Raw genomic sequence first — 22,790 nt, 5'->3', positions numbered from 1 at the left:
TATCTCTAATTAAGTGAATATAAACATCTTTCATTATCTCTTTAATCTGGGATCTAGTTATTTCCTTGTTTTTTATTAAGTCAAGAAGAAACTGACTGTCTTTACAAAAAATAGGAATAGAAACCATTTTAAAGTTATTAGCTATAAGCTGATTTTTCTTTTGCTCAGGAATTGGTCTTAGATCAACAATAGTTTTTACATGTAGGTTTTTTAATCTTGATATTCCGCTTTGATCTATATCGTCAAGATTTCCAGTACGATATACTTTACCCCATTTTCCTCCTTTGTCAATAGAGTATACACGATAACCTCCCAGGTCTCTGAAATTTTGAACATTAGGAATATTAATGTTTCTGCTACCTACAATTTGTCGGCTGTCATTATTAAAAACGACAGAGTAAAATTGTCTTTTTGTTGGATCATTGTTTATGATTACAATTCTCTGATCATCAATCTTAGCCATACCTACAGGAATATCTTCTACAATTCCATGAGGTGTGTTGCCTGCATAAATACGGACATAACCTTCTATACGTGGGGTTGTTTCCCACTTAATGATATTGTTACCTACAACGTTTTCTTCACATCCTATAGATATATGAGGAGATGATTTGGAACAAGATGTAAATAGCACAATTAAAAATGTTATCCAGTAAGCGCGTATAATATACATGTCAACAACTTGTGTAAGATGTCGCAAAGATAGATCATTGCTTTATCATTGTGCAAATTTGTAGAACATATTAGACAAAGTATATATTTTTTTAAGAGAATTTAGGCGTCTTGGGTTTGTACGAATTAACAACTTTAGATTAATTCGTATTTTGGAATGAAAGATTAGGTTGTTAACGGGAAAAGAGTTTTCGCTAAAATCAAATAATTCAATTGAGTTTGATAAGGATAAGAACTTATTTAATTTTGAGCCATGTTAGGTCTAGGTTAAGAGAATACTTTATCAGGGGCAAGCGAGTGCTTTGACACCGACATGTTACTATCATGACACCGACACTTTTTTTGATGAAGTTATAGTGTGAAGTTTAATTTGGTATTTTAAAAGACTTAAGATCATATATTTAACACAATAAAAAAAGGGGTTTCCCCCTTTTTTATATTCGATCTGCGTTATTTAGAACAAAGACTTCTTGATTTTTCTCCCAAATATCCGCCATGGTGTCTTTTAGAGTAATCTGCAGCTGTAAAACCTGTTTTTTTCATGGTTTCTACAACTAAAATATCTCCTATAACAGTCATTACAGTAGTAGAAGTAGTAGGAGTCATGCCTAATAAACATACTTCTTTAGGATTTCCTGTACAGATAGCAACACTAGCTTCTTTTGCTAAAGGGCTGTCTAAGTTTCCTGTTATCACTATAAACTGAATGTTCGGAGCTAATAGACGCGCTAAACGTGTTAGCTCTACTATTTCTCTAGTTTTCCCTGAATTAGAAATCATTAAAAAAAGATCGTTCTCTTGAAGAATACCTAGATCACCGTGTTGTGCTTCACTAGGATGTAAAAATACAGCAGGAATACCTGTAGAGCAGAATGTCGTTGCAATATTCATTGCAATTTGTCCAGCTTTACCCATACCTGAAGTAACGAGCTTTCCTTTTTTTTCATGTACTTGTTGCACTATAAGGTTTACAGCCTTCTCATAATCTTCCGTAATTGGAATATTAAGAATTGCATTAGCCTCATTTCTTAGCAACTCTTGAATTGCCTCAATCATTGTTATACTAGTTGTTATTTTAATAGCATTTTAAGTTCATTCTCAGTATTTGCTATTTCATATAGATCTGATAAATTACTTCCTACAAAACCTTCACGCTTGTATTCTGCTAGGCAGGTTAGCAGGTTTGAGTAGTAGCCATTTATATTATAGAATATCACTTTTTTGTTATGCAGACCAATATATTTACCTGCAATAACATGAAATACTTCGTCGAGAGTTCCTACTCCTCCTGGTAGAGCTATAAGAACATCTGAGCGATTTAATATGGTGTCTTTTCTATCACTTAGATTTTCTGTAATTAGTTTTTCGTTAAGATACTTACTCGCATGTTCTTGAAGTTTTTTCGGAACCACACCAATAACTTTTGCTCCAGCTAAATTTGCTGACTTAGCAATTACTTCCATTAACCCTCTGGCTACTCCTCCGTACACCAAAGTTTTCTTGTTTTTACCCAGCCATTGTCCAAAAGCAGAGGCAAAATCAATATAGATTGCATCTATATTGGAAGAGGCAGAACAAAAAACTCCAATACTATTCATCTGTGTTGTATTTTGGTTATAGTGCAAATATCCATAAATTTCTATTAATGACCATATCTTTTGACTATTTTTGTGGGTTCAACTATTTTAACCTTCATGATAATGAGTTACTTTCAATATACTTTACCCAACGGATTACGCATAATACTAGAACCTACTGACTCCAAAGTAGCCTATTGTGGCTATGCTATAAATGCAGGGACTAGAGATGAATCCGAGGCTGAATCTGGTATGGCACACCTTGTAGAACATTTACTTTTTAAAGGAACTAAGCATAGGAAGGCTTGGCATATTTTAAATAGAATGGAGAATGTGGGAGGAGACTTGAATGCTTACACCAATAAAGAAGAAACGATTGTTTATTCAGCCTTTTTAGTAGAGCATTTTAGTAGAGCAGTTGAGTTGTTAACGGATATTGTTTTTTATTCTACTTACCCTGAAGAGGAATTGCATAAGGAAGTGGAAGTTATTATTGAGGAAATCTTATCTTATAGAGATAGTCCATCAGAACTAATATTTGATGAGTTTGAAACCATGTTATTTCAAGAACATCCACTGGGTAGAGACATACTAGGTGATGAAAAACAATTAAAGAAGTATGTCTCCCAACGAGTATTAGCTTTTACTAATCGCTATTATAGACCTAATAATATGGTCTTTTTTGTACGTGGAAAATTGACATCTAAACGGGTAGTTAGTGTCTTGGAACGGTTTACAGATGGATTGACTCAAGAGATTATTCCTTTACATAGAGATAAGCCTCTTTTGCTTCCAGCTTATACCAAAGTTGTTCGTAAGGATACACACCAATCTCATGTTATGATTGGATCGAGATCTTACAATTACTTTGATCAAAAAAGAGACGCTTTATATCTATTGAATAATGTTCTGGGAGGTCCTGGGATGAATAGTAAGTTAAATATAGCGTTGCGTGAAAAACACGGTTTAGTTTACTCTGTAGAGTCTAATATGACTTCTTATACAGATGCCGGATTGTTCTCTATTTATTTTGGTGCTGATGTAAAAGACTCCGATAAATGTATTGATCTAATTCGCAAAGAATTGAAGGATTTACGTGAAAACAGATTGTCTAGCTTGAAGTTATCTATGGCGAAAAAGCAGTTAATAGGTCAGATTGGTGTAGCATCGGATAGCAGTGAAAGTTTAGCATTAGGAATGGGCAAAACTTATTTACATTTCAATAAGTGCGATACATTTGAAACAATATATAAAAAAATAACTTCACTAACTTCTGTAGATTTACTATCAGTAGCTAATGAAGTATTAGATGAGGATAAATTATATTATTTGATTTATAAGTGATTTATCTAGATAGAAAATAGATTCAGGACCCTTATTAAAGAGTAGATCAATGATGCTAAGATTGGGTATGAAACCATGCTTTTCTTGAAAAATCTGATAGTAGGGGACTACATCAAATTCTTTGTCTGCTATACTGAAGTCTTTTTTAGGATGTATAATTTCTCTAAAATCAATTTCTGCTTCAGAGAAAGCTTCTTTGTATTCTTTTGTGTAAGTATAATTGATGTCTAAATCAATAAGTTTGCAAATTAATTCTTGTAGAGCCTCATTGAAGTCACAGAGGTATTGGTATTTATTATTGTGATAGAATGGAGCAAAATCAGACTCATAAAATTCAAAATAAGGAGTATTATTATAGGCTGATATAATTGCATTCCAATGCATATGTTGCCAGTTTCCATGTTCTGAGATTTGAATATCTCGCATATAACATTTTTCTGTTGATGGTTTTGTTATAGGGATAGTCAGGTTGTGTATACCTTCTGCACCTGCTATATAACATCTATTCCTATAGGTTTGCTTGATATAATGATCATACTTTTCAATAACACATTGAGGATAAGATGCTAACTTTTGATAATATTGAATAGGAGCTAAGTATGCGGATGATAAATATGCTGTCTTAGACATTTTTTAATTTAATAAATTGATTTAAAAATACGATTCCAGCGATAACCACTAAATAAGCTGTGGTTAGGGTCTTTCGAAAACCAAATAAAAGAGGCCTTGCCTATCAAATGGGAGTGAGGTACAAAACCAAATTGTCTTGAATCGGAAAGGTTTAAACTATTATTGGATGACATCCAATAATAATCTTGAGTGAACTGATACTCTTGAATTATCTGACCGTTTATATAGAGCTGATTCTCCTTCATGATTATATTTTGCTTTTCATGTAAGAGAATTGTGTTGAATAATAGAATTCTATTCCATGGTTCAATTTTTATAAGAACATCCTTTTTGGGAATAAAAAGAGGGTGTAGATTCTGACTTTTATTTTCAAGAGGATAGATGATTGTATCTGTACCTAACTTTTGTTCTAAAAGATAATATTCATAAGCACTTAGGCTTTTTATGATTTTGCCATCATCTTCACCTACATTTTCTTGTCTTTGAATTTTCAAACTTAGGAATATAGAATCTATTAGAGGTTCGTGTTCTCTATAGATACTATATAGACTCCTTTGATCTGGATTAAAGAAGGAGCTTGATTCATGTGAAAGGAATAAGGAATCTACTAATAAGGTGTCTCCAGGTAGTCCTATACATCTACTGATGTATAATTCTTTTTGATAAATCTTGTCTGTACTTGTATCTACTGGATTATTAAATAAAAGGATATCTCCTTTGTTTGCTGTTTGAGAGAATATTCTTGATTTTGAAAAGGGGATTCTGAGTCCATACGACCATCTATTTACAATAATGCAATCACCTTGCTTAAGATTGTTTTCCATTCCTGAAGCAGGTATATAGCAAGATGCAAATACTAAGGAACGGAGTAATCCTATCACAAGAATTACTCCAAAAACAGTTAACACCCATTTTACTCCTCTTTTCATCGTAGATTATTTAACCCATTTAAAGAAACGATTCCAACGAATATGTCCGTCAAACCAGTCGTTGTCCTTCTCTAAAGATAACCAAATAAACAAAGGTTTACCAACAATGTGATCCTCTGGTACAAATCCCCAGTATCTAGAATCTAGAGAGTTATCTCTATTGTCGCCCATCATCCAGTAATAATCCATTTGGAATGTATAAGTTTTAGCCTCTTCCCCATTAATATAGATTCGACCATTATTTACTTCTAATAAATTTTTTTCATAAGTAGAAATACAGCGTTCGTAGATAGGTAAATTATTAAGTGTTAGCTCTATTGTTTTACCTTTTTGGGGAATCCAAATAGGTCCATAATTATTCTTGTCCCATTTTGTATATCCATTTAAAGGGTATATTAATAATCGCTGATAGTCTGCGTCCGATATTTGACTAGTAGCTGGCTCTTGAACAATATTAGAGATTAGGGCCTTATTAGCTTTTAAAGTTTCGTACATTTCTTGAGTAAGAGGGAGGTTGTAAATAAACTTTGCATCTCCTTTAAAACCTTCACTATTGAAACCTTGACTATTTAAGAAATCAGCTTCACGAGAGTTGGTAACAAAAATTCTGTAGTTATTACCGATTGCATACTTAGTTTTTATTTCCTCCAAGTCATTGTTATTAACTCCTTCTTGGTGAAATACTACTTGATTACCTCTATTTCTATCTTCTACACGTACATCTCGTCTAAAGAGAGCATGATGATCATCATTATTAATGCCCAGTTCTTTAAATACTTTTTCAGGAATTCTCGGACCCGTAGTTTGTACATAGTAGTTATACTGTACATCTGGTGCATTCTTATTTAATACTCCATCAATATAAATCTGGCTATCTATAATTTGGAGAGTGTCACCTGGTATACCGACACATCTTTTTACGTAGTTATCTCTTCTGTCAACAGGACGACTTATCCTATTTCCATAATATTCAGGATTACTTTCAAGGGTTTTTTTCCCTTCATTATATACTGTAGAGAAATAGGTTCTTTGTTGTAATGTATTTAAACTATCTAGTTCTGGTATTCTTTTAATAACATTATAGCCTATTTCGTATGCTAACTTATAAAAGTCCATTCCTTGAATATTAGGGTTTGACATCACAGTGTCTCCTGTTGGATAGTTGAATACAACGATGTCATTTCTTTGGATACGGCCTAAGCCTTTAACCCTTTTATACTCCCAATAAGGCGTTTCTAAATAAGATTTGCCTTGCCCTCCAGGCATGGTGTTGTGAGCTATTGGTAAAGCTATAGGTGTATTGGGAATTCTAGGTCCATAGCTTAGTTTACTCACAAACAAGTGATCTCCAACTAGAAGTGATTTCTCTAATGAAGATGTTGGAATTTGATAGTTTTGGAAAATGAATATATTAACAAAATAAACAGCAACTAGAGCGAAAATAATAGCATCTAGCCAACTGAATATAGTTTTGGTAACTGGATTGGTAAACTTCTTCCAAAAGCCCCATGGAATGAATCGTGTGAAATAAATATCAACGATAAAAGGAAGAAGAATTAATCCTAGCCAACTCTTTACCCATACTAAGAATAAAAGATAAAGGATAATGATAATGGCTCCTTTAATATTTTGTTTTGGCGTATTTTTGCGCATATACTCTTTATTTTAAAAATTGGAATAAGTCCGACATCTGTAAAAAGCCGTTATTCTTTGCTGTAAATTCAGCTGCTATTACTGCACCCAGAGCAAATCCTGAGCGGTTTTTAGCGCTATGAGTTATGGTTATATCATCTGCTTCAGATGAATATTTAATGGAGTGAATACCTGCAACCTCTCCTTCACGGATAGATTCAATATAAAGGTCTTTACTATTTTGGCTAGGCTCATTAGTCCACTTGTTTTTTCTATCAATATTAGCTAAAACTCCTTCTGCTAGAGTTATAGCTGTTCCGCTAGGAGCATCTAATTTATGGATATGATGAGTTTCACTCATTGTAACATCATACGAAGGAAAGTCATTCATAATTTTAGCTAGATAACTATTGACAGCAGAGAAAATGGCAACCCCTAGACTAAAGTTGGATGACCAGAACAAAGTATTGTTTCCTTCTTTACAAAACTTGTGGATGTCCTCTTCATGGTGATTGATCCATCCTGTACTACCAGAAACAACTTTTACTCCAGATTTAAAAGCATTAACACAATTCTCATATGCAGAGTTTGGACTTGTAAATTCAATGGCTACATCTGCTGATTTGAAAGCATCACTATTGAAGTCTTTTTGGTTTGATAAGTCAATAATACTTACTATTTGATGACCCCTCTTTTGGGCTATCTTTTCTATCTCCTTACCCATCTTTCCATATCCTATCAATGCTATTTTCATATTCTTCAATAAGTTTGTTTAATATTTTTATGTCGTTCTATACAAAGATAATATTTTTCTTATATTTGGGGCTGAGAAACACAACTAGTTCATATGGAGGAACTTTTATATTATGTGTGGCAACATAGATTGTTTACACTAGGCCATCTCGAGACGATAGACCATATTCCTGTTGAAGTAATTGATACTGGGTTACGTAATATAAATTCGGGTCCAGATTTTTTTAATGCTAAACTTAAAATAGGTAATACTCTTTGGGTAGGAAATGTTGAAATGCATTGTTCATCGTCTGATTGGTATCGGCACGGACATAATAAAGACAAAGGGTATGACTCAGTTATACTCCATGTTGTTGAGAAATATGACGAAGAAGTATTTAGAACTTCAGGAGAGAAAATACCTCAAATGGTCTTAGTTTATTCTTCACGCATTAAGTCTAAATTTCAGACTTTAAAACAAATTGATTATCAACCCAAGTGCTTTGAGACCGTTCAAAAGTTAGATTCATTTACTATTCACTCTTGGTTATCTGCATTGCAGATTGAAAGGTTGGAAGTAAAGCAAACCCGTATTTTAGAACTTTTTGAAACGAAGAAATATAATTGGCGTGATATTCTATTTATTACGCTGTCTCGAAACTTCGGTTTTGGTTTGAATGGAGATATTTTTGAGCGTTGGGCTAAAAAACTTCCATATAGATCATTGGATAAGCATAGAGATTCCTTACTACAATTAGAATCAATGTTCTTTGGATTGGCTGGCTTATTAGCTAAAGATTCTTCTGATAATTATTTCTTACGCTTACAAGAAGAGTTTTATTTCCTTAAAACTAAATTTTGTCTTGAAGATGAGGCTTACCCTTGGCAACTGTCGAAAATAAGACCAGGTAGCTTTCCTCATGTCCGTATAGCACAACTCGCCTGGTTTTATCACAAAGGTGAAGAATTTAGTAATAAGTTATTAGAAACATCCAACTTAGATCAAGTATATGAGTTGCTTTATGTCGAAACTAGTGAATATTGGGATACTCATTTTATTTTTGAAAAAGAGAGTGTTTTGAGACATAAGCATCTTGGGAAAAAATCAATGGATTTATTAGTTATTAATACCATTGTTCCTTTTCTTTATGCTTATGGTAAGCATAAAGGGGATGATCTAATTATGGAAAATGCTCTAAATTTGCTTAATCAAATAAAACCAGAAAACAATCATATTATACGACTCTGGGAACAAGCCAATATAAATGCTGAATCAGCTGCTGACTCACAAGCTCTCATTCAGCTTCAAAGGGAATATTGTGATAAAAAGAAATGTCTTTATTGTAGGTTTGGGTTTTATCATTTATCGGATAAAAAAGGATCCCTCTGATGGACTGCATTTATATTCCTTTGTATACCTGAAAATTTGGCTCTTTTTACAGCAGACTTGCGGAAGAGTTCTTGATACTCTTGTACTGAAAGAGTAGACCATTTTTCTTTTGTCATATTTAGTAATTCATTGGAGATGGCAAACTCTTTTATCGTTGTAGGTTGTGAGAAGCGAGTCCATGGACATACTTTAATGCAGTCATCGCATCCATAAATTTTATTTTCTAGTAAGGGGATAATATGTGAATCAATTTCTCCTCGATTTTCTATTGTTTGATATGAAATACATTTATTAGCATTCATTATTCGTGGGGCCTGTAGTGCATTCGTAGGACATGCAACTAAACATTTGTTGCAGTTTCCACATCGATCTGGTTGAGGAGTGTCATATTCTAAATCCAAATTAATAAATAGTTCTCCAAGAAAAAAGGAGGAACCGGCATGAGGTATTATTAATTGAGTGTTTTTCCCAATCCATCCTAATCCAGCTTTCCAAGCCCAATATCGTTCTAAAACGGGTGCAGTGTCACAAAAAACTCTGCCTTCGATTGGTGTTATATCATGAATTGCTTTAAAGAGTTGAGTTAGCTTATCTTTAATCAAGAAATGGTAGTCTTTACCATAGGCATACCAAGCTATTTGATATTCCTTTTCAGGAATGAATTTTTCAGGATAGTAGTTTAAAGCTAAAGAAATAATGCTTTTTGTGCCTGGTACCAATATTTGTGGATCCATTCTTTTGTCGTAGTAATTGGCTAGATAGTCCATGTCTGCATGATATCCTTTTTCTATCCAATTTTTGAAGTACGTAGTTATTTTAGAATCAACCTTCTCAGCTTTTGCTACTCCACAGGCAGAAAAGCCTAGCTCAATTGCTATACTTTTTATTTTGTGTGTTAATTCTTTTTTAGAGTAGTTTAAACTCATATCCTTCTTCTTTTAAAAATTCGATAGAGCGGGGTAGAGCATATTGTAAATTACCATTGTTCCAAGATTTTAAAGAATCATGAAAAGTAATAATAGAGCCATTTCTGGTGTACTTCATAACATTAGCTAAGACTTGTGGGCCTCTTAATTTTGTACTATAATCTCGAGTAACTACATCCCACATGATAATTTTATAAAATCTTTTAAGTAGCAGATACTGCATGATTCTCATGTGTCCATGAGGTGGTCTAAAGAGCTCTGTTTTCATGTACTCATCAGCCTTTCTTGTGTTTGATAGGTAGTTCCTAGATAAGTATTCAAACCCCCTTATATGATTGTGTGTGTGATTACCTATGTGGTGTCCAGCATCTACTACCATTTTATAAATATCAGGGTGCTTGCGAATGTTATCGCCAACCATAAAAAAAGTAGCTTTTACATCATACTTTTCCAATAAGTCTAGTACCCATGGTGTAACCTCAGGGATAGGACCATCGTCGAATGTGAGATAAATGGAGTGTTCTTCAGGATCCATCCTGAAGATAGCACTTGGATAAAGGGCTCTAAAAAACTTTGGTGGTTGTTCTATTAACATTATTTGTACTAACTAATAAAAGGAAAGGAGGAGTTAAATATTCTCCTCCTTTGAGCATTTGTTCTGCTTGTTATATACCTTGTTGATCTTGTTTCAACTTCTGAATTCGTCTTTCAAGCATTGTAGCATAAGTTTTTTGCTTTTGCATATAGTCTTGTGTATGCTTAGAGTCATATTGATTCATGACAGCAATAATATTTCTAAGCATACTAAAATGATAGCTTAATGATGATAATGCATTTGGTAGTTGGCTGTCAGATAGAGAAAGTGTCCAATCAACATAGCTGAGCGATTTATCTGCTAATTCAAGTGCTATTTCATCTGCTTTTTCATCCTTGTCTAACTGATAGTAACTTTCAGCCATTAGGTGAGAATAACTTTGAAAATCGTGAGGTACATTATCTGCAAGAATAAATTCGTCTGCTTTTTTAAGTACTTCCATTGCTTTTTCTGTATCACCTTCTTCAATAAGTTGGTTTGCAAGATTAACAAAAATACGTCTGTGAGTTAAGCACATACGCATAGCATTTTCATCTATGTAGATACCTTTGGTTTCCATTCCTCCAAACTTAAATTTAGTCATTAAGTTTTCATACATAAGTTTAGAATCTATGGGTATTTGATAAGGTATTTTACTTACATCTATATCTGGGTATTTTGATTTCAATTCATCCTTTTGTATTTTTTCCCAGTTAAATGGAGTGAACCTATAGGCTAATCCTTCTTGAATAAGGTATTTGTCTAGGTTTAGATACTCATCACTACCTACTGATACGGCTACATACACTGGTCGTTCCCAATTGGTATTAGCTAAGATTTCTAGGAACATTAAATTACCCTTAGTCAACATCCTTTTCCCGCTTAAAGAAATATAAATATGACTTGGGATTTCTATGCCTTCAGGAATTTTCATTCCAGAGTTAAGAACTGCTTCCTTATTTACTTTTATAGATAAAGTATCTGTAGGAATAACGCGTAACTGTGGGTCGTCAGACATTATCCATTTTTCAAATACGTTTTGGACACTAAAAGGTTCTTCTCCATATTTAAGTTGGAATAATTTAAGAAGTCGATCATCACCTTCTTCAGCTTTGTTTTTTGCCTTGTTGTATTCATTGAGGATTAACTCCTTAAGTTCTGGTCTTACTTCAACAGCATTATTGACATCATTTCCAAAAAACTTTCTAGGCCATTTAATTGGTAGTCCTGGAGATTCATATGCTGGACGAATCATCTGATCTATATACCAATCTGTATTTATATAGCTAAAATTACAAGTCCTTACATCCGTTCTTGATCCTTCTACCTCTTGGCTATACCATAGAGGGAATGTGTCATTATCTCCATTATTAAAGATAATAGGGAAGCCTTTTTCTTGTGTACTATTTAGATAGTTTTGTCCAAAGTCTCTTGCGAAATATCTTCCAGATCGGTCGTGGTCATCCCAAGTTTGACAACCCATTTGTAAAGGAACTAATAAACTGAGACCAAGAACCAATCCAGATATAGCAGGTGTTTCTTTGTTTGTTATGTCCTTAACCAATCGTGTTACACCTATTACTCCCATACCTATCCAAATGGCAAACGCATAGAAGGAAGCTGCATATGCATAGTCTCGCTCTCTTACCTGCATAGGTGTTTGGTTTAAGTATAAAATAATAGCCAAACCAGTCATGAAAAAGAGTAAGAAAACAATGCTAAACTGTTCTGTTCCTTTCCTTCCTTTGTTTAATTGCCATAAGAGTCCAATGATTCCTAATAGCAGTGGTAAGCCATAGAATACATTTCTTCCTTTGTTTTCTTGTATATCTTTGGGAAGTTTATCTTGATCGCCATAAGCCATATTATCTATAAAAGAAATACCTGTAAGCCAATTTCCTTTGTCTAAATCTCCTTGTCCTTGTAGGTCATTTTGGCGTCCCACAAAGTTCCATAAGAAGTATCTCCAATACATGTAACCTACCTGATATTTTAATAAGAATTGAATGTTTTCCCATTGCGTAGGTATGGTTACTGGAATAACTCTTCCGTTATAGTAGAAGGGTTCTTGTTTGCCTTCTATATCTACCCATTGTTCATAAATTCCCGCGTGCTGCTGGCTATACATACGAGGGAATAACATGTTTTGTTCGAACACATACTCTGCAGGTTTTAGTACTTTTTCGTATTCATCAGGATCATTAGGGTTGTCCTTCACTTTTGGAATATAAGTATATGATTCACTTTTACGAACTAACCCTCCCTCAGGATTTGATTTGGGGATAGAATTATAAGTTTGTCCATAAAATAAGGGTCTTGAACCATACTGCTCTCTACCCAAATAGCTACCTAAGGTAAATATCTCTTCAGGAGAGTTTTGGTCCATAGGTGTATTAGCGAGTGATCTCATAATGATTAAGGTATATGAAGAATATCCCACCATAATGAAAGTTATACAAAGTATAGTTGTATTTAATACTCTAGCTGTAAATATATTTTTAAACTTGTAAATGGCAAACCCTAGAACTGCTAGTATCACTATTCCTGTAATCAAACTAGTGAAACCTTCTCCTAAAAAAGGAATACCTACAAGAGCAAGTGTAGCAAGGAATGAAATATTCATTCTTAGAGCATTCTTTCCTTTCACTGATTCAACTATAGCCCAAGCTAAAATAATTGCTAATACAATGATATAAGCAATTAATCCTGTGTTAAAGCTATATCCTAATGAGTTTACAAAGAATAAATCAAATGCACCTCCTACTTTAATTACCCCAGGAATCATTCCATAAAGTACTACACCCACAAGTATTGCTGAGAAAGCAAGAACTATTAATGAGTTTTTAAGGCTGGAGTTAGGTCTCTTTTTAAAGTAATAGACCATAACTATAGCTGGGATGCATAATAAGTTTAGTAAGTGTACTCCTATGCTTAGACCTGTAAGATAAGCTATGAGTATAAGCCATCTGTCTACTTCTGGTGTATCTTCTGATTCGTCCCATTTAAGAATCAGCCAGAAAACAACTGCGGTGAATAATGAGGAGTAAGCATATACCTCTCCTTCCACAGCACTAAACCAGAAAGTATCGCTAAACATATAAACAAAAGCACCTACAAGTCCACTACCTATTATGGCAATGAGCTGGGATGTATTTTTTACTGTTTCGGATGCAGAAAGTAACTTTTTGACAAGATAGGTAATAGTCCAATATAAGAACATTATACATGCTCCACTCATCACAGCACTCATTAAATTGACCATCATAGCTACATGAGATGGATCACTAGCAAACTGAGAAAAGAAATTGGCAGTAAGCATGAAGAATGGTGCACCAGGTGGGTGTCCTACTTCTAATTTATAGGATGAAAGAATAAATTCTCCACAATCCCAAAAACTAGCTGTTGGTTCAATAGTTAGGCCATAGACTAGTGACGCTATGACAAAAACCAAGAGCCCAGTAAAGTTATTGAGCGTTTTATAGTGTTTCATTAAACTTGGATTATTGATATAATATATGTTTTCAAAGTTACAAATATAGGTATTTTGTATGAAGTCGAGGGATTTTAGTCCCTAAACTATTTTAAGAACCTTAATCTTAATGTAATATCTAATTAATTAGTGAGTGTGATTCTCTATCCCTAGAACACGATGAGGTATTGATCCAAAGCCAAGAACCTCTATAGGACAGTTGAAATTTTTCTCTATCCATTCTGTTGTAATACCTGTGTCTGGATGATAATCTAGGGTTTCATTAACGCAAGCTATTGTTTTAACTTGTTGTAAAACGGTTCCTATATCGTGGCTTACGAGTATTATTGAACACTCCTTTTGAAGTTCTTCAAGGAGTTGATACAGTTTAGCTTCAAATCGTTTATCTATATAGGTACTGGGTTCATCCAGAATTAGAACATCTGGATCTGAAATAATTGCTCTTCCTAGTAATGCTCTTTGTATTTGACCTCCACTAAGTTGACCTATAGGTCTTTTTTCTAAGCCATCTAAACCCATTCTGTAAATGACTTGTTGAGCTTTTGTTTTTTGGGCTTTGGAGTAGCGTGAGATAAGGCTCATATTACAATTTAATCCTGATAATACTACCTCTAGAACAGATATAGGAAATTTTTTATCTATGAGGTTATATTGAGGTAAATACCCCATATTGAGTTCAGTTACTTTCCGTCCATTCTTAAAAAACTCTAACTCTCCAGAGTCAAATGGTTTTAATTTAAGGATACATTTCATTAAAGTTGTTTTTCCTCCACCATTTGGACCTATAATTCCTAAAAAATCATGTTCATATACTGTTAAATCTACATTTTTTAAGACCTGTTTCCCTTCATAACTAGCAGATAAGTTTTTTACTTTTATAATTGGATTCATAAAGTATGCTTGCTTGTTTAAATTTATTGGATAAGAGCTTTAGCTACATTAAGCATTTCATCATGCCAATGATAAGTCAGAGGATTAATCGGAATAATTTTACTCTTTGTTTGTTCAGCGATTACTTCTGCATTTTTTTTATCAAACTCAGGTTGAATAAAAATAACATGTATGTTTTTTTTCATACACTCTTGAATTAGCTTTTTAAGATGTCCTGGTGTTGGCTCTTTTCCTTCCTCTTCTATGCTTATTTGTTCTAAATCAAAATCTCTAGCAAAGTAAGATAAGGCAGGATGATAAATCATAAATCCCTTGTTTATATTGTTGTTGGCAAACAAATCTTGAATTTTTTTATCCGTATCGCTTATCTCTTGAATTAAGTTGTTGTAGTTTGCTTTATAGAAATCCTTATTTACAGAGTCCAATTTTATAATGCTAGATAAAATATTCTGAGCTATTATTTTCGCATTAATAGTAGAATTCCAAGTATGAGGTTCAACTCCTCCGTGATGGTGGTGATCTGCATGATTATGTTCGGCTGCATATATTAACTCTATTCCTTCAGACGTGTCATATATGGGAACTGATGGATTGTTTGTTTGTAACTTATCCATCCAAGAGAGTTCAAATCCGATGTAGCCTATTCTGAAATATGCTTCACTTTTTGCAAAGCTAATAAGTTGTTGTGGTGTAGGGTCATAGGTTTCAGGACTTGTTCCATTAGGTACCATACTTATAACTTCAAACTGATCACCAACTATCGCTTCAGTAAAGTAGCGTAGAGGTTCTATAGTCACCATAATTGTTGGTGTCTGTTCTTTAGTTTGTTGTCCACAACTCACTAGAATAAAAGATGCTAGTAAACCTAAAATATATCTTATTTTCATATTTAACTTATTTTGTAGCTCTTAATATCTCTCTTTTTCCCCCTGGAGGACCTGGTAATCTTTCAACTTGAAAACCTGCTGTTTGTAGCATTCTTCTGACTACTCCTTTTGCACAATACGTTGTAAGTACTCCTCCTTTATTTAATAAAACGTATAGATAGTCAAAAAGTTGTTGAGACCACATTTGTGGTTGTTTTTCTGGAGCAAAAGCATCAAAATAAATAACATCAAAATGAATGTTTATTTCTGTTTGAGGTAGTTCTGTGAAATCAAGTTGATATTTAGTAAGATAAAAACTAGAATTGATTTCTACTTCATTATTCCATTTGGCTTCATGTAATTCTTTGAAAAAAGGAAGTTGTGCATAACTTAAGTGGCTTACATCGCTCCAAGAAAGAGGGAATAGTTCCACTGAATGATAATGGATAGTTAACTCGTTATTTAGAGCTGCTTCAAGAGTCTGAATAGCATTAAGACCTGTTCCAAAGCCTACTTCAAATACATTGATATCCTTTTTGGATGAGGCTAGTAGCCCCATATTGATAAAAATGTGTTGTGTCTCTGTCAAAGCTCCTTTGGTAGAGTGGTAGTGTTCATTCATGCTAGGAACATATAGAGTATCACTGCCATCTTCTGTTTTTTCTATGGTTATATGATTCATTTATATTAAAAGTAATTGAATATTCCTTGAGCTACATATATAACAATAGCATATCGTAATACTTTACCTATAGACATACTCACCAGTACAACCCAGAAGTTACTTCTCATAAAACCTAAAGCTACAACGATAAGCGTTCCAACGATAGGCAAAAATGCAAAAAAAGCCATTAGGGCACTTTTTCTGTTAAGATATGCTTGCATTTTCTCTATTTTTTCGGGTTTCATATGGAAGTATTTAACAAGCCAATCCATTTTTCCTAGGTGTCCTAATGCGAAACAAGTTGAACTTCCTATTATATTTCCTATAGATGCAGCTATGAGACACCACATTGGATCTAGTCCAGTTGATGGATGGACTAAGGCGGCTAAAACGGCCTCAGAACTGAAGGGTACGACGCTTCCAGCCAAAACAGCTGAAATGAACATCCCCCAATATCCCCAGTCGATTAAAAATTGTATTAAAGCATCCATGTGTTATAAACAAAAAGAACTGCTAAAAGGAGTATTGTACCTAGAAATATAAGGTTCGTTAACTTGCTATGTATGCTAACTAGTGCATGCCCGTAAATAAAGCTAATGCAAATTAGCCATATTGGGATATAACTATTTAATTGCTTGGGTGTAAAGACAATTAATACCACTATGCCAAGTGTTATTCTTAGAAAGTGATTAAGTATTTGCCTTGTTCTTACTCTCATTCTTGTTTTTGAAAATAAAATATAGGCAAGAGATAGAATTGTAATGAATAAGATATAGCCAAATGTCGCTATATCTTTTCCTTGAAGATTTGAGTAGTCATTCCATTGTCCCCACTGCATTAAATCTAAAAAAGGAGCTGTAAAAAGGTCCATTTGGTCATGCCAAATAGCATGTGCAAGTAAGAACCACAAGGGAAGAATGAAACCCAATAGAGTTGCAAAAAACGTTCTTATATTAAGGTTATTAAATACAATTTTAGTAAGTATTAATAAAGGGAATAGAAGAATCATTTTTGGGATCAGAAGAAATAAGAAAGACATAAAAATAGCGGCAAAGAACTGTTGAATCATAGAGTCCCATTCTTTATACGAATAAAATAAGAAGAAGGTGCTGATAGAAAAACATAAGCCTGCTATTACTCCTGGTTGAATAATATGAACTTGAGGAATCGCTGTAATAAAAACAAGATATAAAGACGACTGTACAGTCGCTCTCTGTGTAATAATTGTGAATTGATTGTTTTGTTGAATTAAGATATACCCTACAATACTTAACGTGACATATGCACCCAATAATAAAACCCAATTTGGAATCCAATCAAAAGGAATCATTTCCCAAATGGGATTTCCCGATGTTGCTGAAAATAGTTTAGCAGGAGTGAAAAAGCCTGCTATAATCCAGCATAAAGTGCATATAAAGTACACTACAGGAAGGGTAAACCGTCCTGTAGTATATTGATATTGTAATGTGTTCTGTCTCATTTATTTTAGATCGAAACCGATATCTTTTCTATAGTATTTGTCTTTATATTCTATTTCATTGGCTCTCTTGTAGCTCTTATCTAATGCTTCTTCCATCGAATTACCATATGAGGAAACTGCTAGGACTCTTCCTCCGTTAGTAAGTATATGTCCCTCTTTTTCTTCAGTTCCTGCATGAAATATAACTGTGTCTTCTGATGTCTGTCCAAATGACTGAATCGGGTAGCCTTTTTTGTAAGTTTCAGGGTAGCCACCACTAACCATAACAACACATGTTGCAAAGCGAGGGTCTTCTATCAATGTGTAATCATTCAAATTTCCATTTTGAACTCCTATTAGTAATTCTACTAAATCACTTTTTATGCGAAGCATCACACTTTCAGTTTCTGGATCTCCCATACGGACATTGTATTCTATAACCATGGGTTCTCCTTTAACTTTGATAAGACCTATAAAAATAAAACCTTTATAAGTAATGCCTTCTTTCTGTATTCCACGGATAGTTGGTTCTACAATTCTTTCACAAACTTTTTCCATGAACTCTTTATCTGCGAAATGGACAGGAGAAATACTACCCATGCCACCAGTGTTAAGACCTGTATCTCCTTCTCCAATTCTCTTATAATCTTTGGCTACAGGAAGAATTTTGTAATTTTCTCCGTCAGTTAGTACAAACACAGAGCATTCTATTCCACTTAAGAACTCTTCAATAACGACAGTTGTACTTGCATCTCCAAATCTTCCCGAAAGCATTTCTTTTAATTCTTTTTTTGCTTCTTCTAAGTCTGATAAAATAAGTACACCTTTTCCTGCACAAAGGCCATCTGCTTTTAAAACATAGGGTGCTTCTAATGATTCTAAAAAAGCAAAACCTTCTTCTAAATTGTTGTGGGTTATACTCTTATACTTTGCTGTAGGAATTCCATACTTAAACATGAATTGCTTGGCAAATTCCTTGCTACCCTCTAGTTTTGCTCCTTCTTGTGATGGACCAATTACTGTAATGTGCTTTGTCTCTACATGATTAGCAAAATAATCGTAAATACCATTTACTAATGGAGCTTCAGGACCAACGAGGATCATCTGAATAGATTCTTTAATGCAAAAGTTTTTTATTGCATTGAAGTCATTGATATCCAAATTCACATTTGTCCCCACTTCTTTTGTACCAGTGTTTCCTGGCGCAATATAAAGTTGTTCAATTAGTGAACTTTGAGCTATTTTCCAAGCTAAAGCATGTTCTCTACCTCCAGAGCCAAGTAATAATAATTTCATTTTAATTTTAAGATTGGGTTATAGATAATCTTCGAAATAACGAGTTATTTTCTCATACAAATGTACTCTGTCCTTACCAATAACATTGTGAGCATGTCCAGGATATATAAATAGATCTGGATATGTGCGCGCATCAATACATGCCTTTAAAAAGGAAAGGGTATGTTGAGGAACACAAGTAGAATCATGGTCATCGTGTATCAGAAGTAAGTGACCTTTTAGTTGATTAGCGAAATTACAGAGATTCGTTTTTTTATACCCCTCAGGATTACTTTGTGGAGTATCCATATAGCGTTCTCCGTACATAATTTCATAGTATTCCCATTTGATAACAGGTCCACCAGCAACGCCTACTTTAAAGATGTTAGGATAGTGTAACATTAAAGCTGTCGTCATATGACCACCAAAGCTCCAGCCGTGTACACCTATTCTATTCATGTCTATATAGCCTAAAGATTTTAAGAAATCTACTCCTTTAACTTGGTCCTCAGCTTCTTTTATTCCTAGTTCTCTGAAGGTTGCATTTTCAAAATCTATTCCGCGATTATCACTGCCTCTATTGTCTAAGGTAAATACAACATAACCTTTGTTTGCCATATAAATATCCCATCCTCTTACGCCGTAGTTCCAGCCAGCATTGATCATCTGCGCATGAGGTCCACCATAGACATATATTATGGCAGGATGTTTCTTGGATGTATCAATATCTTTAGATTTTACTAATCTATAATACAGATCAGTTTTTCCATCAGCAGCTTTTATGGTACCGATAGTTATTTCTGGTTGTTGGTAGTCTTTATATGGATCTTCAGCATTTAGAAGATTTATTCTTTTGTTGCTTTTTAATGACAGAATATCTATAGATCTAGGAGTATTTGGCGAGCTATAATTATCTATAAGATACTTTCCTGAAGTGCTTAAGTTTGGTCTGTGTACACCCTCCTTATTATCAAGGCTACGTCTTTTTCCACTATTTACAGATACTGCTATTAAGTTACTTTGTAGCGGTGAATAGGTTGTGGTAGTAAGAATTATTTCTTTTTGTTTTTCATTGAAACCTACAATAGATTGAACTAGCCATTCACCTTGAGTTAATTGACGAATTAGCTTTCCTTCCACATCATAAAGATATAGATGATTGAACCCATCTTTTTCACTTTGATAAATAAACTGTTTGTTATTCCAAGGTAAAAACACAATTGGATTCTGAGGTTCCACATATTTAGGATGAGATTCTTCATATAACACTTGAATTAACTCTCCTGATTGAATATCAAACTGGCAAAGCTGTGCATGATTTTGGTCTCGATTAACTTCTATCAAGTACACTGATTTTTCATCGGGTGCCCAACTTATATTTGTAAAGAAGCGATCCGTAGGATCTCCTGTATTTAAATAGGTAATTTTCTCTGTTTTTACATCATAAATACCTATTTCTACTTTATGGCTAGGCATGCCAGCCATTGGATATCTTACATTATCTACTGTAGCAATGCGAGTTGTTATGTCAACTAAAGGATACTCAGTAACCATACTTTCATCTTTTTTATAGAAAGCTAGTAATGAGCCTGATGGACTCCAAAAAGTACCTTTGCGAATGCCGAATTCACTACGATGCACTGTTTCTCCAGCAACAACACCTTCTAGGTTCTGAGTAATTTTTTTGTTGTTTACCCATAAATCTCCTTCAATGGTATAGGCTATTTGATTTGCTTTTATTTGATAGTCAATATTTTCTGCCTTAGTCGAGATGTTTTGAATTACTTCAACAGTTTTGTTTTTCCAATCAAGAGAGATATATTTCCCCTCTCTTGTAATCAGAAGTTTTTCCTCATTATCCCATGGAAATTCTACCTGATAAAGGTTTGTTAATTCAGCCATCTTATTAGATGAAAGAATTGCGTTTACATCCTCAATTTTTAAGAAGACCTCTTCTTTGCCTGTTGAAGGGTTAATCGCTTTAATTTCACTCATTCCTGGCTTGAGGCAAGTATCTCCCCACCAATTTAATCCGTAGATATTTTCAGTGAAAAGATAACTATTACCACCAGGCATTAGATTTTCTAGTGTAGGTTGTTTTAATGTGTCTTGAGCCATAAGTGTTATACTAAATAGCAATAGGCTTAAAATTAGGTTAAATTTGTGTTTCATTCTTTGGGTTTAAAAGGGCTCTGGAACTATTGCTAGTTCTCAGAGTTTGATTCTTCAATATTGCGATTTATTTCTTTTGTTCTTTCGTAATGTTGACGATACATTTCCTTGTCTCCTATGCGATCTCTTTTAAAACCTTCTTGTGAGTCATCCCTATCTCTTCTTGGAGCCTTGAAAGTTTTACCACCTTTAGAAAATTTGGATCTGTTATCATCTCTGTCAGAGTCATCTCTTCTAGGCCTAAACTCTTTTTCTTTGCGAGTAAAACTAGAAACTCTTTCATTATCTCTTTCTCTTCTATCACTTCTAAAAGGTTTGCGATCACGTGATTTTCTGTCATCACTTCTTCTAAAGCTTTCCTTTTTAAATGATTGATCAGAGTATCCTGCTTGGTTCTGGTCTTCTTTAAAATCTTTTAGTTTGCCATCGAAGATTTCATATTTACGAACTTCACACTCTAGAGCTCCGTTGTATAAAGGTGTTTTAGACGTTGGTTTTAAGCCAATTTGGTTGAAGCATTCTTCTCTATAAGATAAAATCCAAGCTGTGTTACCCTTAAATGCATGTTTCAATCTTTCTCCTATCGTATTGTACAATCCCAATAAGTCATCAGTAGAAATACGTTCTCCATAAGGAGGGTTTGTAATAATAATTGCTTTTTCTTCAGGTTGTTCAAATCGTTGGATAGGGTGGAGTTTAAGAATAATGTCTTTTGAAACTCCAGCAGCTTTGATATTGTGTGTAGCAATATCTATAGCTGAAGGACTATTGTCATAAGCATAAATTTTATGTCCAAACTCCTTTTCTTGACTGTCGTCATTATAAATTCTCTCAAACATTTCTTGATCGAAGTCACTCCATCTTTCGAATGCAAATTCTTTTCTGAATACACCTGGATAGATATTTCTAGCAATTAATGCAGCTTCAATAGGAATAGTACCAGAGCCCGACATAGGATCAATTAGGTCACATTCTCCATTCCAACCTGTTTGAAGGATAATCCCTGCAGCTAAAACTTCATTGAGAGGAGCTTCAACAGCTTCTTGTCTATAGCCTCTTCTATGAAGTGATTCACCTGAAGAATCTAAAGATAGAGTACACTTGGTTTCTGCAATGTGGATATTTAAAGAAATTTCTGGACGGTGAATACGTACAGATGGGCGCTTACCTGTTTTTTCACGAAAGTGATCGACAATGGCATCCTTTACTTTATATGAAACAAATTTTGAATGTCTAAATTCATTGCTGAAAACGACAGAGTCTACAGCAAAGGTTTTATTTACATCTAAGAATTCTTCCCAATCAATTGCTTTTACTGCTTCGTATACTTCATCAGCATTACTTGCATTAAATTGTTTAATTGGTTTTAAGATACGAATTGCTGTACGTAAGCAGAAGTTTGCTTTGTACATCATCTCTTTGTCTCCAGAGAATGATACCATTCGGCGACCAATCTCTACATCATTAGCTCCTAACTCAGTTAGTTCTTGAGCTAAAACCTCTTCCAATCCCTGGAAGGTTTTAGCAATCATTGGAAAATGTTTACTCATTAAATCTATATTAATTT

The 22,790-nt window shown here is 34.0% G+C and carries 20 protein-coding genes; 2 read left to right on the top strand and 18 right to left on the bottom strand.

Annotated elements, in window-relative coordinates; translation table 11 throughout:
- The 3 genes from K8V80_RS08590 to K8V80_RS08580 form a co-directional block, all read right to left on the bottom strand.
- The coding region (locus tag K8V80_RS08590) for a tyrosine-protein phosphatase (RefSeq protein WP_276777047.1) at positions 1-673 on the bottom strand (673 nt) is incomplete at its 3' end.
- A gap of 449 nt (positions 674-1,122) precedes the next feature.
- Entirely contained in the window at positions 1,123-1,728 is a 606-nt protein-coding gene (locus K8V80_RS08585) for a KpsF/GutQ family sugar-phosphate isomerase (protein WP_006743712.1), read from the bottom strand.
- Positions 1,729-1,742: 14 nt separating this feature from the next.
- Complete coding sequence (locus tag K8V80_RS08580; protein WP_276777043.1) at positions 1,743-2,270, bottom strand: TIGR00730 family Rossman fold protein; 528 nt, start codon at positions 2,268-2,270, stop codon at positions 1,743-1,745.
- Positions 2,271-2,372: 102 nt separating this feature from the next.
- On the opposite strand from K8V80_RS08580, the gene K8V80_RS08575 reads away from it, so the two are divergent.
- A complete protein-coding gene (locus K8V80_RS08575; protein ID WP_276777040.1) occupies positions 2,373-3,593 on the top strand; it encodes a M16 family metallopeptidase in 1,221 nt (406 codons plus the stop codon).
- Here the strand turns inward: K8V80_RS08575 and K8V80_RS08570 are convergent.
- Genes K8V80_RS08570 through dapB form a run of 4 tightly spaced genes read right to left on the bottom strand, consistent with a single transcriptional unit; the run spans position 3,570 to position 7,538 of the window.
- Complete coding sequence (locus K8V80_RS08570; RefSeq protein ID WP_276777038.1) at positions 3,570-4,223, bottom strand: WbqC family protein; 654 nt, start codon at positions 4,221-4,223, stop codon at positions 3,570-3,572. The two genes, K8V80_RS08575 and K8V80_RS08570, sit on opposite strands and share 24 nt — an antisense overlap.
- An 8-nt stretch (positions 4,224-4,231) precedes the next feature.
- Positions 4,232-5,152 (bottom strand): signal peptidase I, encoded by a 921-nt coding sequence (lepB, locus tag K8V80_RS08565; RefSeq protein WP_276777036.1) that lies wholly within the window; start codon positions 5,150-5,152, stop codon positions 4,232-4,234.
- A 6-nt stretch (positions 5,153-5,158) separates the two neighbouring features.
- Positions 5,159-6,805 carry a signal peptidase I gene (gene lepB / locus K8V80_RS08560; protein WP_276777034.1) on the bottom strand — a complete coding sequence of 549 codons (1,647 nt, stop codon included), beginning with the start codon at positions 6,803-6,805 and terminating at the stop codon, positions 5,159-5,161.
- Between the two features lie 7 nt (positions 6,806-6,812).
- Entirely contained in the window at positions 6,813-7,538 is a 726-nt protein-coding gene (dapB, locus tag K8V80_RS08555; RefSeq protein ID WP_006743706.1) for a 4-hydroxy-tetrahydrodipicolinate reductase, read from the bottom strand.
- Between the two features lie 93 nt (positions 7,539-7,631).
- Between dapB and K8V80_RS08550 the strand changes: the two genes are divergently transcribed.
- A complete protein-coding gene (locus tag K8V80_RS08550; RefSeq protein WP_276777030.1) occupies positions 7,632-8,906 on the top strand; it encodes a DUF2851 family protein in 1,275 nt (424 codons plus the stop codon).
- Here K8V80_RS08550 and queG read toward each other — a convergent pair.
- The 11 genes from queG to K8V80_RS08495 form a co-directional block, all read right to left on the bottom strand.
- Complete coding sequence (gene queG, locus K8V80_RS08545) at positions 8,876-9,832, bottom strand: tRNA epoxyqueuosine(34) reductase QueG (protein ID WP_276777027.1); 957 nt, start codon at positions 9,830-9,832, stop codon at positions 8,876-8,878. The genes K8V80_RS08550 and queG overlap by 31 nt on opposite strands.
- On the bottom strand, positions 9,813-10,427 hold the full coding sequence (locus K8V80_RS08540) for a polysaccharide deacetylase family protein (RefSeq protein WP_276777024.1): 615 nt from the start codon (positions 10,425-10,427) through the stop codon (positions 9,813-9,815). Before K8V80_RS08540 ends, queG begins: the two co-directional genes overlap by 20 nt.
- 70 nt (positions 10,428-10,497) lie before the next feature.
- Entirely contained in the window at positions 10,498-13,896 is a 3,399-nt protein-coding gene (locus K8V80_RS08535) for a protein O-mannosyl-transferase family (protein ID WP_276777022.1), read from the bottom strand.
- A gap of 126 nt (positions 13,897-14,022) precedes the next feature.
- On the bottom strand, positions 14,023-14,787 hold the full coding sequence (locus K8V80_RS08530; RefSeq protein WP_006743701.1) for a metal ABC transporter ATP-binding protein: 765 nt from the start codon (positions 14,785-14,787) through the stop codon (positions 14,023-14,025).
- A gap of 23 nt (positions 14,788-14,810) precedes the next feature.
- Entirely contained in the window at positions 14,811-15,674 is an 864-nt protein-coding gene (locus tag K8V80_RS08525) for a metal ABC transporter solute-binding protein, Zn/Mn family (RefSeq protein ID WP_006743700.1), read from the bottom strand.
- A gap of 7 nt (positions 15,675-15,681) precedes the next feature.
- The gene (gene mnmD / locus K8V80_RS08520; protein ID WP_006743699.1) at positions 15,682-16,335 is read right to left on the bottom strand and encodes a tRNA (5-methylaminomethyl-2-thiouridine)(34)-methyltransferase MnmD; all 654 of its coding nucleotides are present in this window, start codon (positions 16,333-16,335) and stop codon (positions 15,682-15,684) included.
- Between the two features lie 5 nt (positions 16,336-16,340).
- Complete coding sequence (locus tag K8V80_RS08515; protein WP_006743698.1) at positions 16,341-16,808, bottom strand: YqaA family protein; 468 nt, start codon at positions 16,806-16,808, stop codon at positions 16,341-16,343.
- Positions 16,796-17,797 carry a hypothetical protein gene (locus tag K8V80_RS08510; protein ID WP_006743697.1) on the bottom strand — a complete coding sequence of 334 codons (1,002 nt, stop codon included), beginning with the start codon at positions 17,795-17,797 and terminating at the stop codon, positions 16,796-16,798. The genes K8V80_RS08515 and K8V80_RS08510 overlap by 13 nt, the downstream gene beginning before the upstream one ends.
- Positions 17,798-19,072, bottom strand: a complete 1,275-nt coding sequence (gene purD, locus K8V80_RS08505; protein WP_006743696.1) for a phosphoribosylamine--glycine ligase — start codon at positions 19,070-19,072, stop codon at positions 17,798-17,800.
- An 18-nt stretch (positions 19,073-19,090) separates the two neighbouring features.
- Positions 19,091-21,223: a S9 family peptidase gene (locus K8V80_RS08500; RefSeq protein ID WP_276777012.1), complete on the bottom strand. Its 2,133-nt coding sequence runs from the start codon at positions 21,221-21,223 to the stop codon at positions 19,091-19,093.
- A gap of 32 nt (positions 21,224-21,255) precedes the next feature.
- Entirely contained in the window at positions 21,256-22,773 is a 1,518-nt protein-coding gene (locus tag K8V80_RS08495; protein WP_006743694.1) for a THUMP domain-containing protein, read from the bottom strand.
- Between the last annotated feature and the right edge of the window lie 17 nt (positions 22,774-22,790).

The sequence above is a fragment of the Bacteroides coprosuis genome, assembly GCF_020741705.1.
In the GTDB taxonomy this organism is placed as follows: Bacteria; Bacteroidota; Bacteroidia; order Bacteroidales; family Bacteroidaceae; genus Bacteroides_E; species Bacteroides_E coprosuis.
Note: the sequence above shows the minus strand (reverse complement) of the source record. Positions and strands in the feature narration are given on the sequence as shown.

What these genes read in the sequence shown, in the direction of transcription:
- K8V80_RS08510 (WP_006743697.1), bottom strand. Translation starts at nt 17,797, where the DNA reads ATGAGACAGAACACATTACAATATCAATATACTACAGGACGGTTTACC.
- mnmD (WP_006743699.1), bottom strand. Translation starts at nt 16,335, where the DNA reads ATGAATCATATAACCATAGAAAAAACAGAAGATGGCAGTGATACTCTA.
- K8V80_RS08535 (WP_276777022.1), bottom strand. Translation starts at nt 13,896, where the DNA reads ATGAAACACTATAAAACGCTCAATAACTTTACTGGGCTCTTGGTTTTT.
- K8V80_RS08570 (WP_276777038.1), bottom strand. Translation starts at nt 4,223, where the DNA reads ATGTCTAAGACAGCATATTTATCATCCGCATACTTAGCTCCTATTCAA.
- dapB (WP_006743706.1), bottom strand. Translation starts at nt 7,538, where the DNA reads ATGAAAATAGCATTGATAGGATATGGAAAGATGGGTAAGGAGATAGAA.
- K8V80_RS08515 (WP_006743698.1), bottom strand. Translation starts at nt 16,808, where the DNA reads ATGGATGCTTTAATACAATTTTTAATCGACTGGGGATATTGGGGGATG.
- K8V80_RS08495 (WP_006743694.1), bottom strand. Translation starts at nt 22,773, where the DNA reads ATGAGTAAACATTTTCCAATGATTGCTAAAACCTTCCAGGGATTGGAA.
- K8V80_RS08550 (WP_276777030.1), top strand. Translation starts at nt 7,632, where the DNA reads ATGGAGGAACTTTTATATTATGTGTGGCAACATAGATTGTTTACACTA.
- K8V80_RS08580 (WP_276777043.1), bottom strand. Translation starts at nt 2,270, where the DNA reads ATGAATAGTATTGGAGTTTTTTGTTCTGCCTCTTCCAATATAGATGCA.
- lepB (WP_276777036.1), bottom strand. Translation starts at nt 5,152, where the DNA reads ATGAAAAGAGGAGTAAAATGGGTGTTAACTGTTTTTGGAGTAATTCTT.
- K8V80_RS08575 (WP_276777040.1), top strand. Translation starts at nt 2,373, where the DNA reads ATGAGTTACTTTCAATATACTTTACCCAACGGATTACGCATAATACTA.
- queG (WP_276777027.1), bottom strand. Translation starts at nt 9,832, where the DNA reads ATGAGTTTAAACTACTCTAAAAAAGAATTAACACACAAAATAAAAAGT.
- lepB (WP_276777034.1), bottom strand. Translation starts at nt 6,805, where the DNA reads ATGCGCAAAAATACGCCAAAACAAAATATTAAAGGAGCCATTATCATT.
- K8V80_RS08530 (WP_006743701.1), bottom strand. Translation starts at nt 14,787, where the DNA reads ATGAATCCAATTATAAAAGTAAAAAACTTATCTGCTAGTTATGAAGGG.
- K8V80_RS08525 (WP_006743700.1), bottom strand. Translation starts at nt 15,674, where the DNA reads ATGAAAATAAGATATATTTTAGGTTTACTAGCATCTTTTATTCTAGTG.
- K8V80_RS08500 (WP_276777012.1), bottom strand. Translation starts at nt 21,223, where the DNA reads ATGAAACACAAATTTAACCTAATTTTAAGCCTATTGCTATTTAGTATA.
- K8V80_RS08540 (WP_276777024.1), bottom strand. Translation starts at nt 10,427, where the DNA reads ATGTTAATAGAACAACCACCAAAGTTTTTTAGAGCCCTTTATCCAAGT.
- K8V80_RS08585 (WP_006743712.1), bottom strand. Translation starts at nt 1,728, where the DNA reads ATGATTGAGGCAATTCAAGAGTTGCTAAGAAATGAGGCTAATGCAATT.
- purD (WP_006743696.1), bottom strand. Translation starts at nt 19,072, where the DNA reads ATGAAATTATTATTACTTGGCTCTGGAGGTAGAGAACATGCTTTAGCT.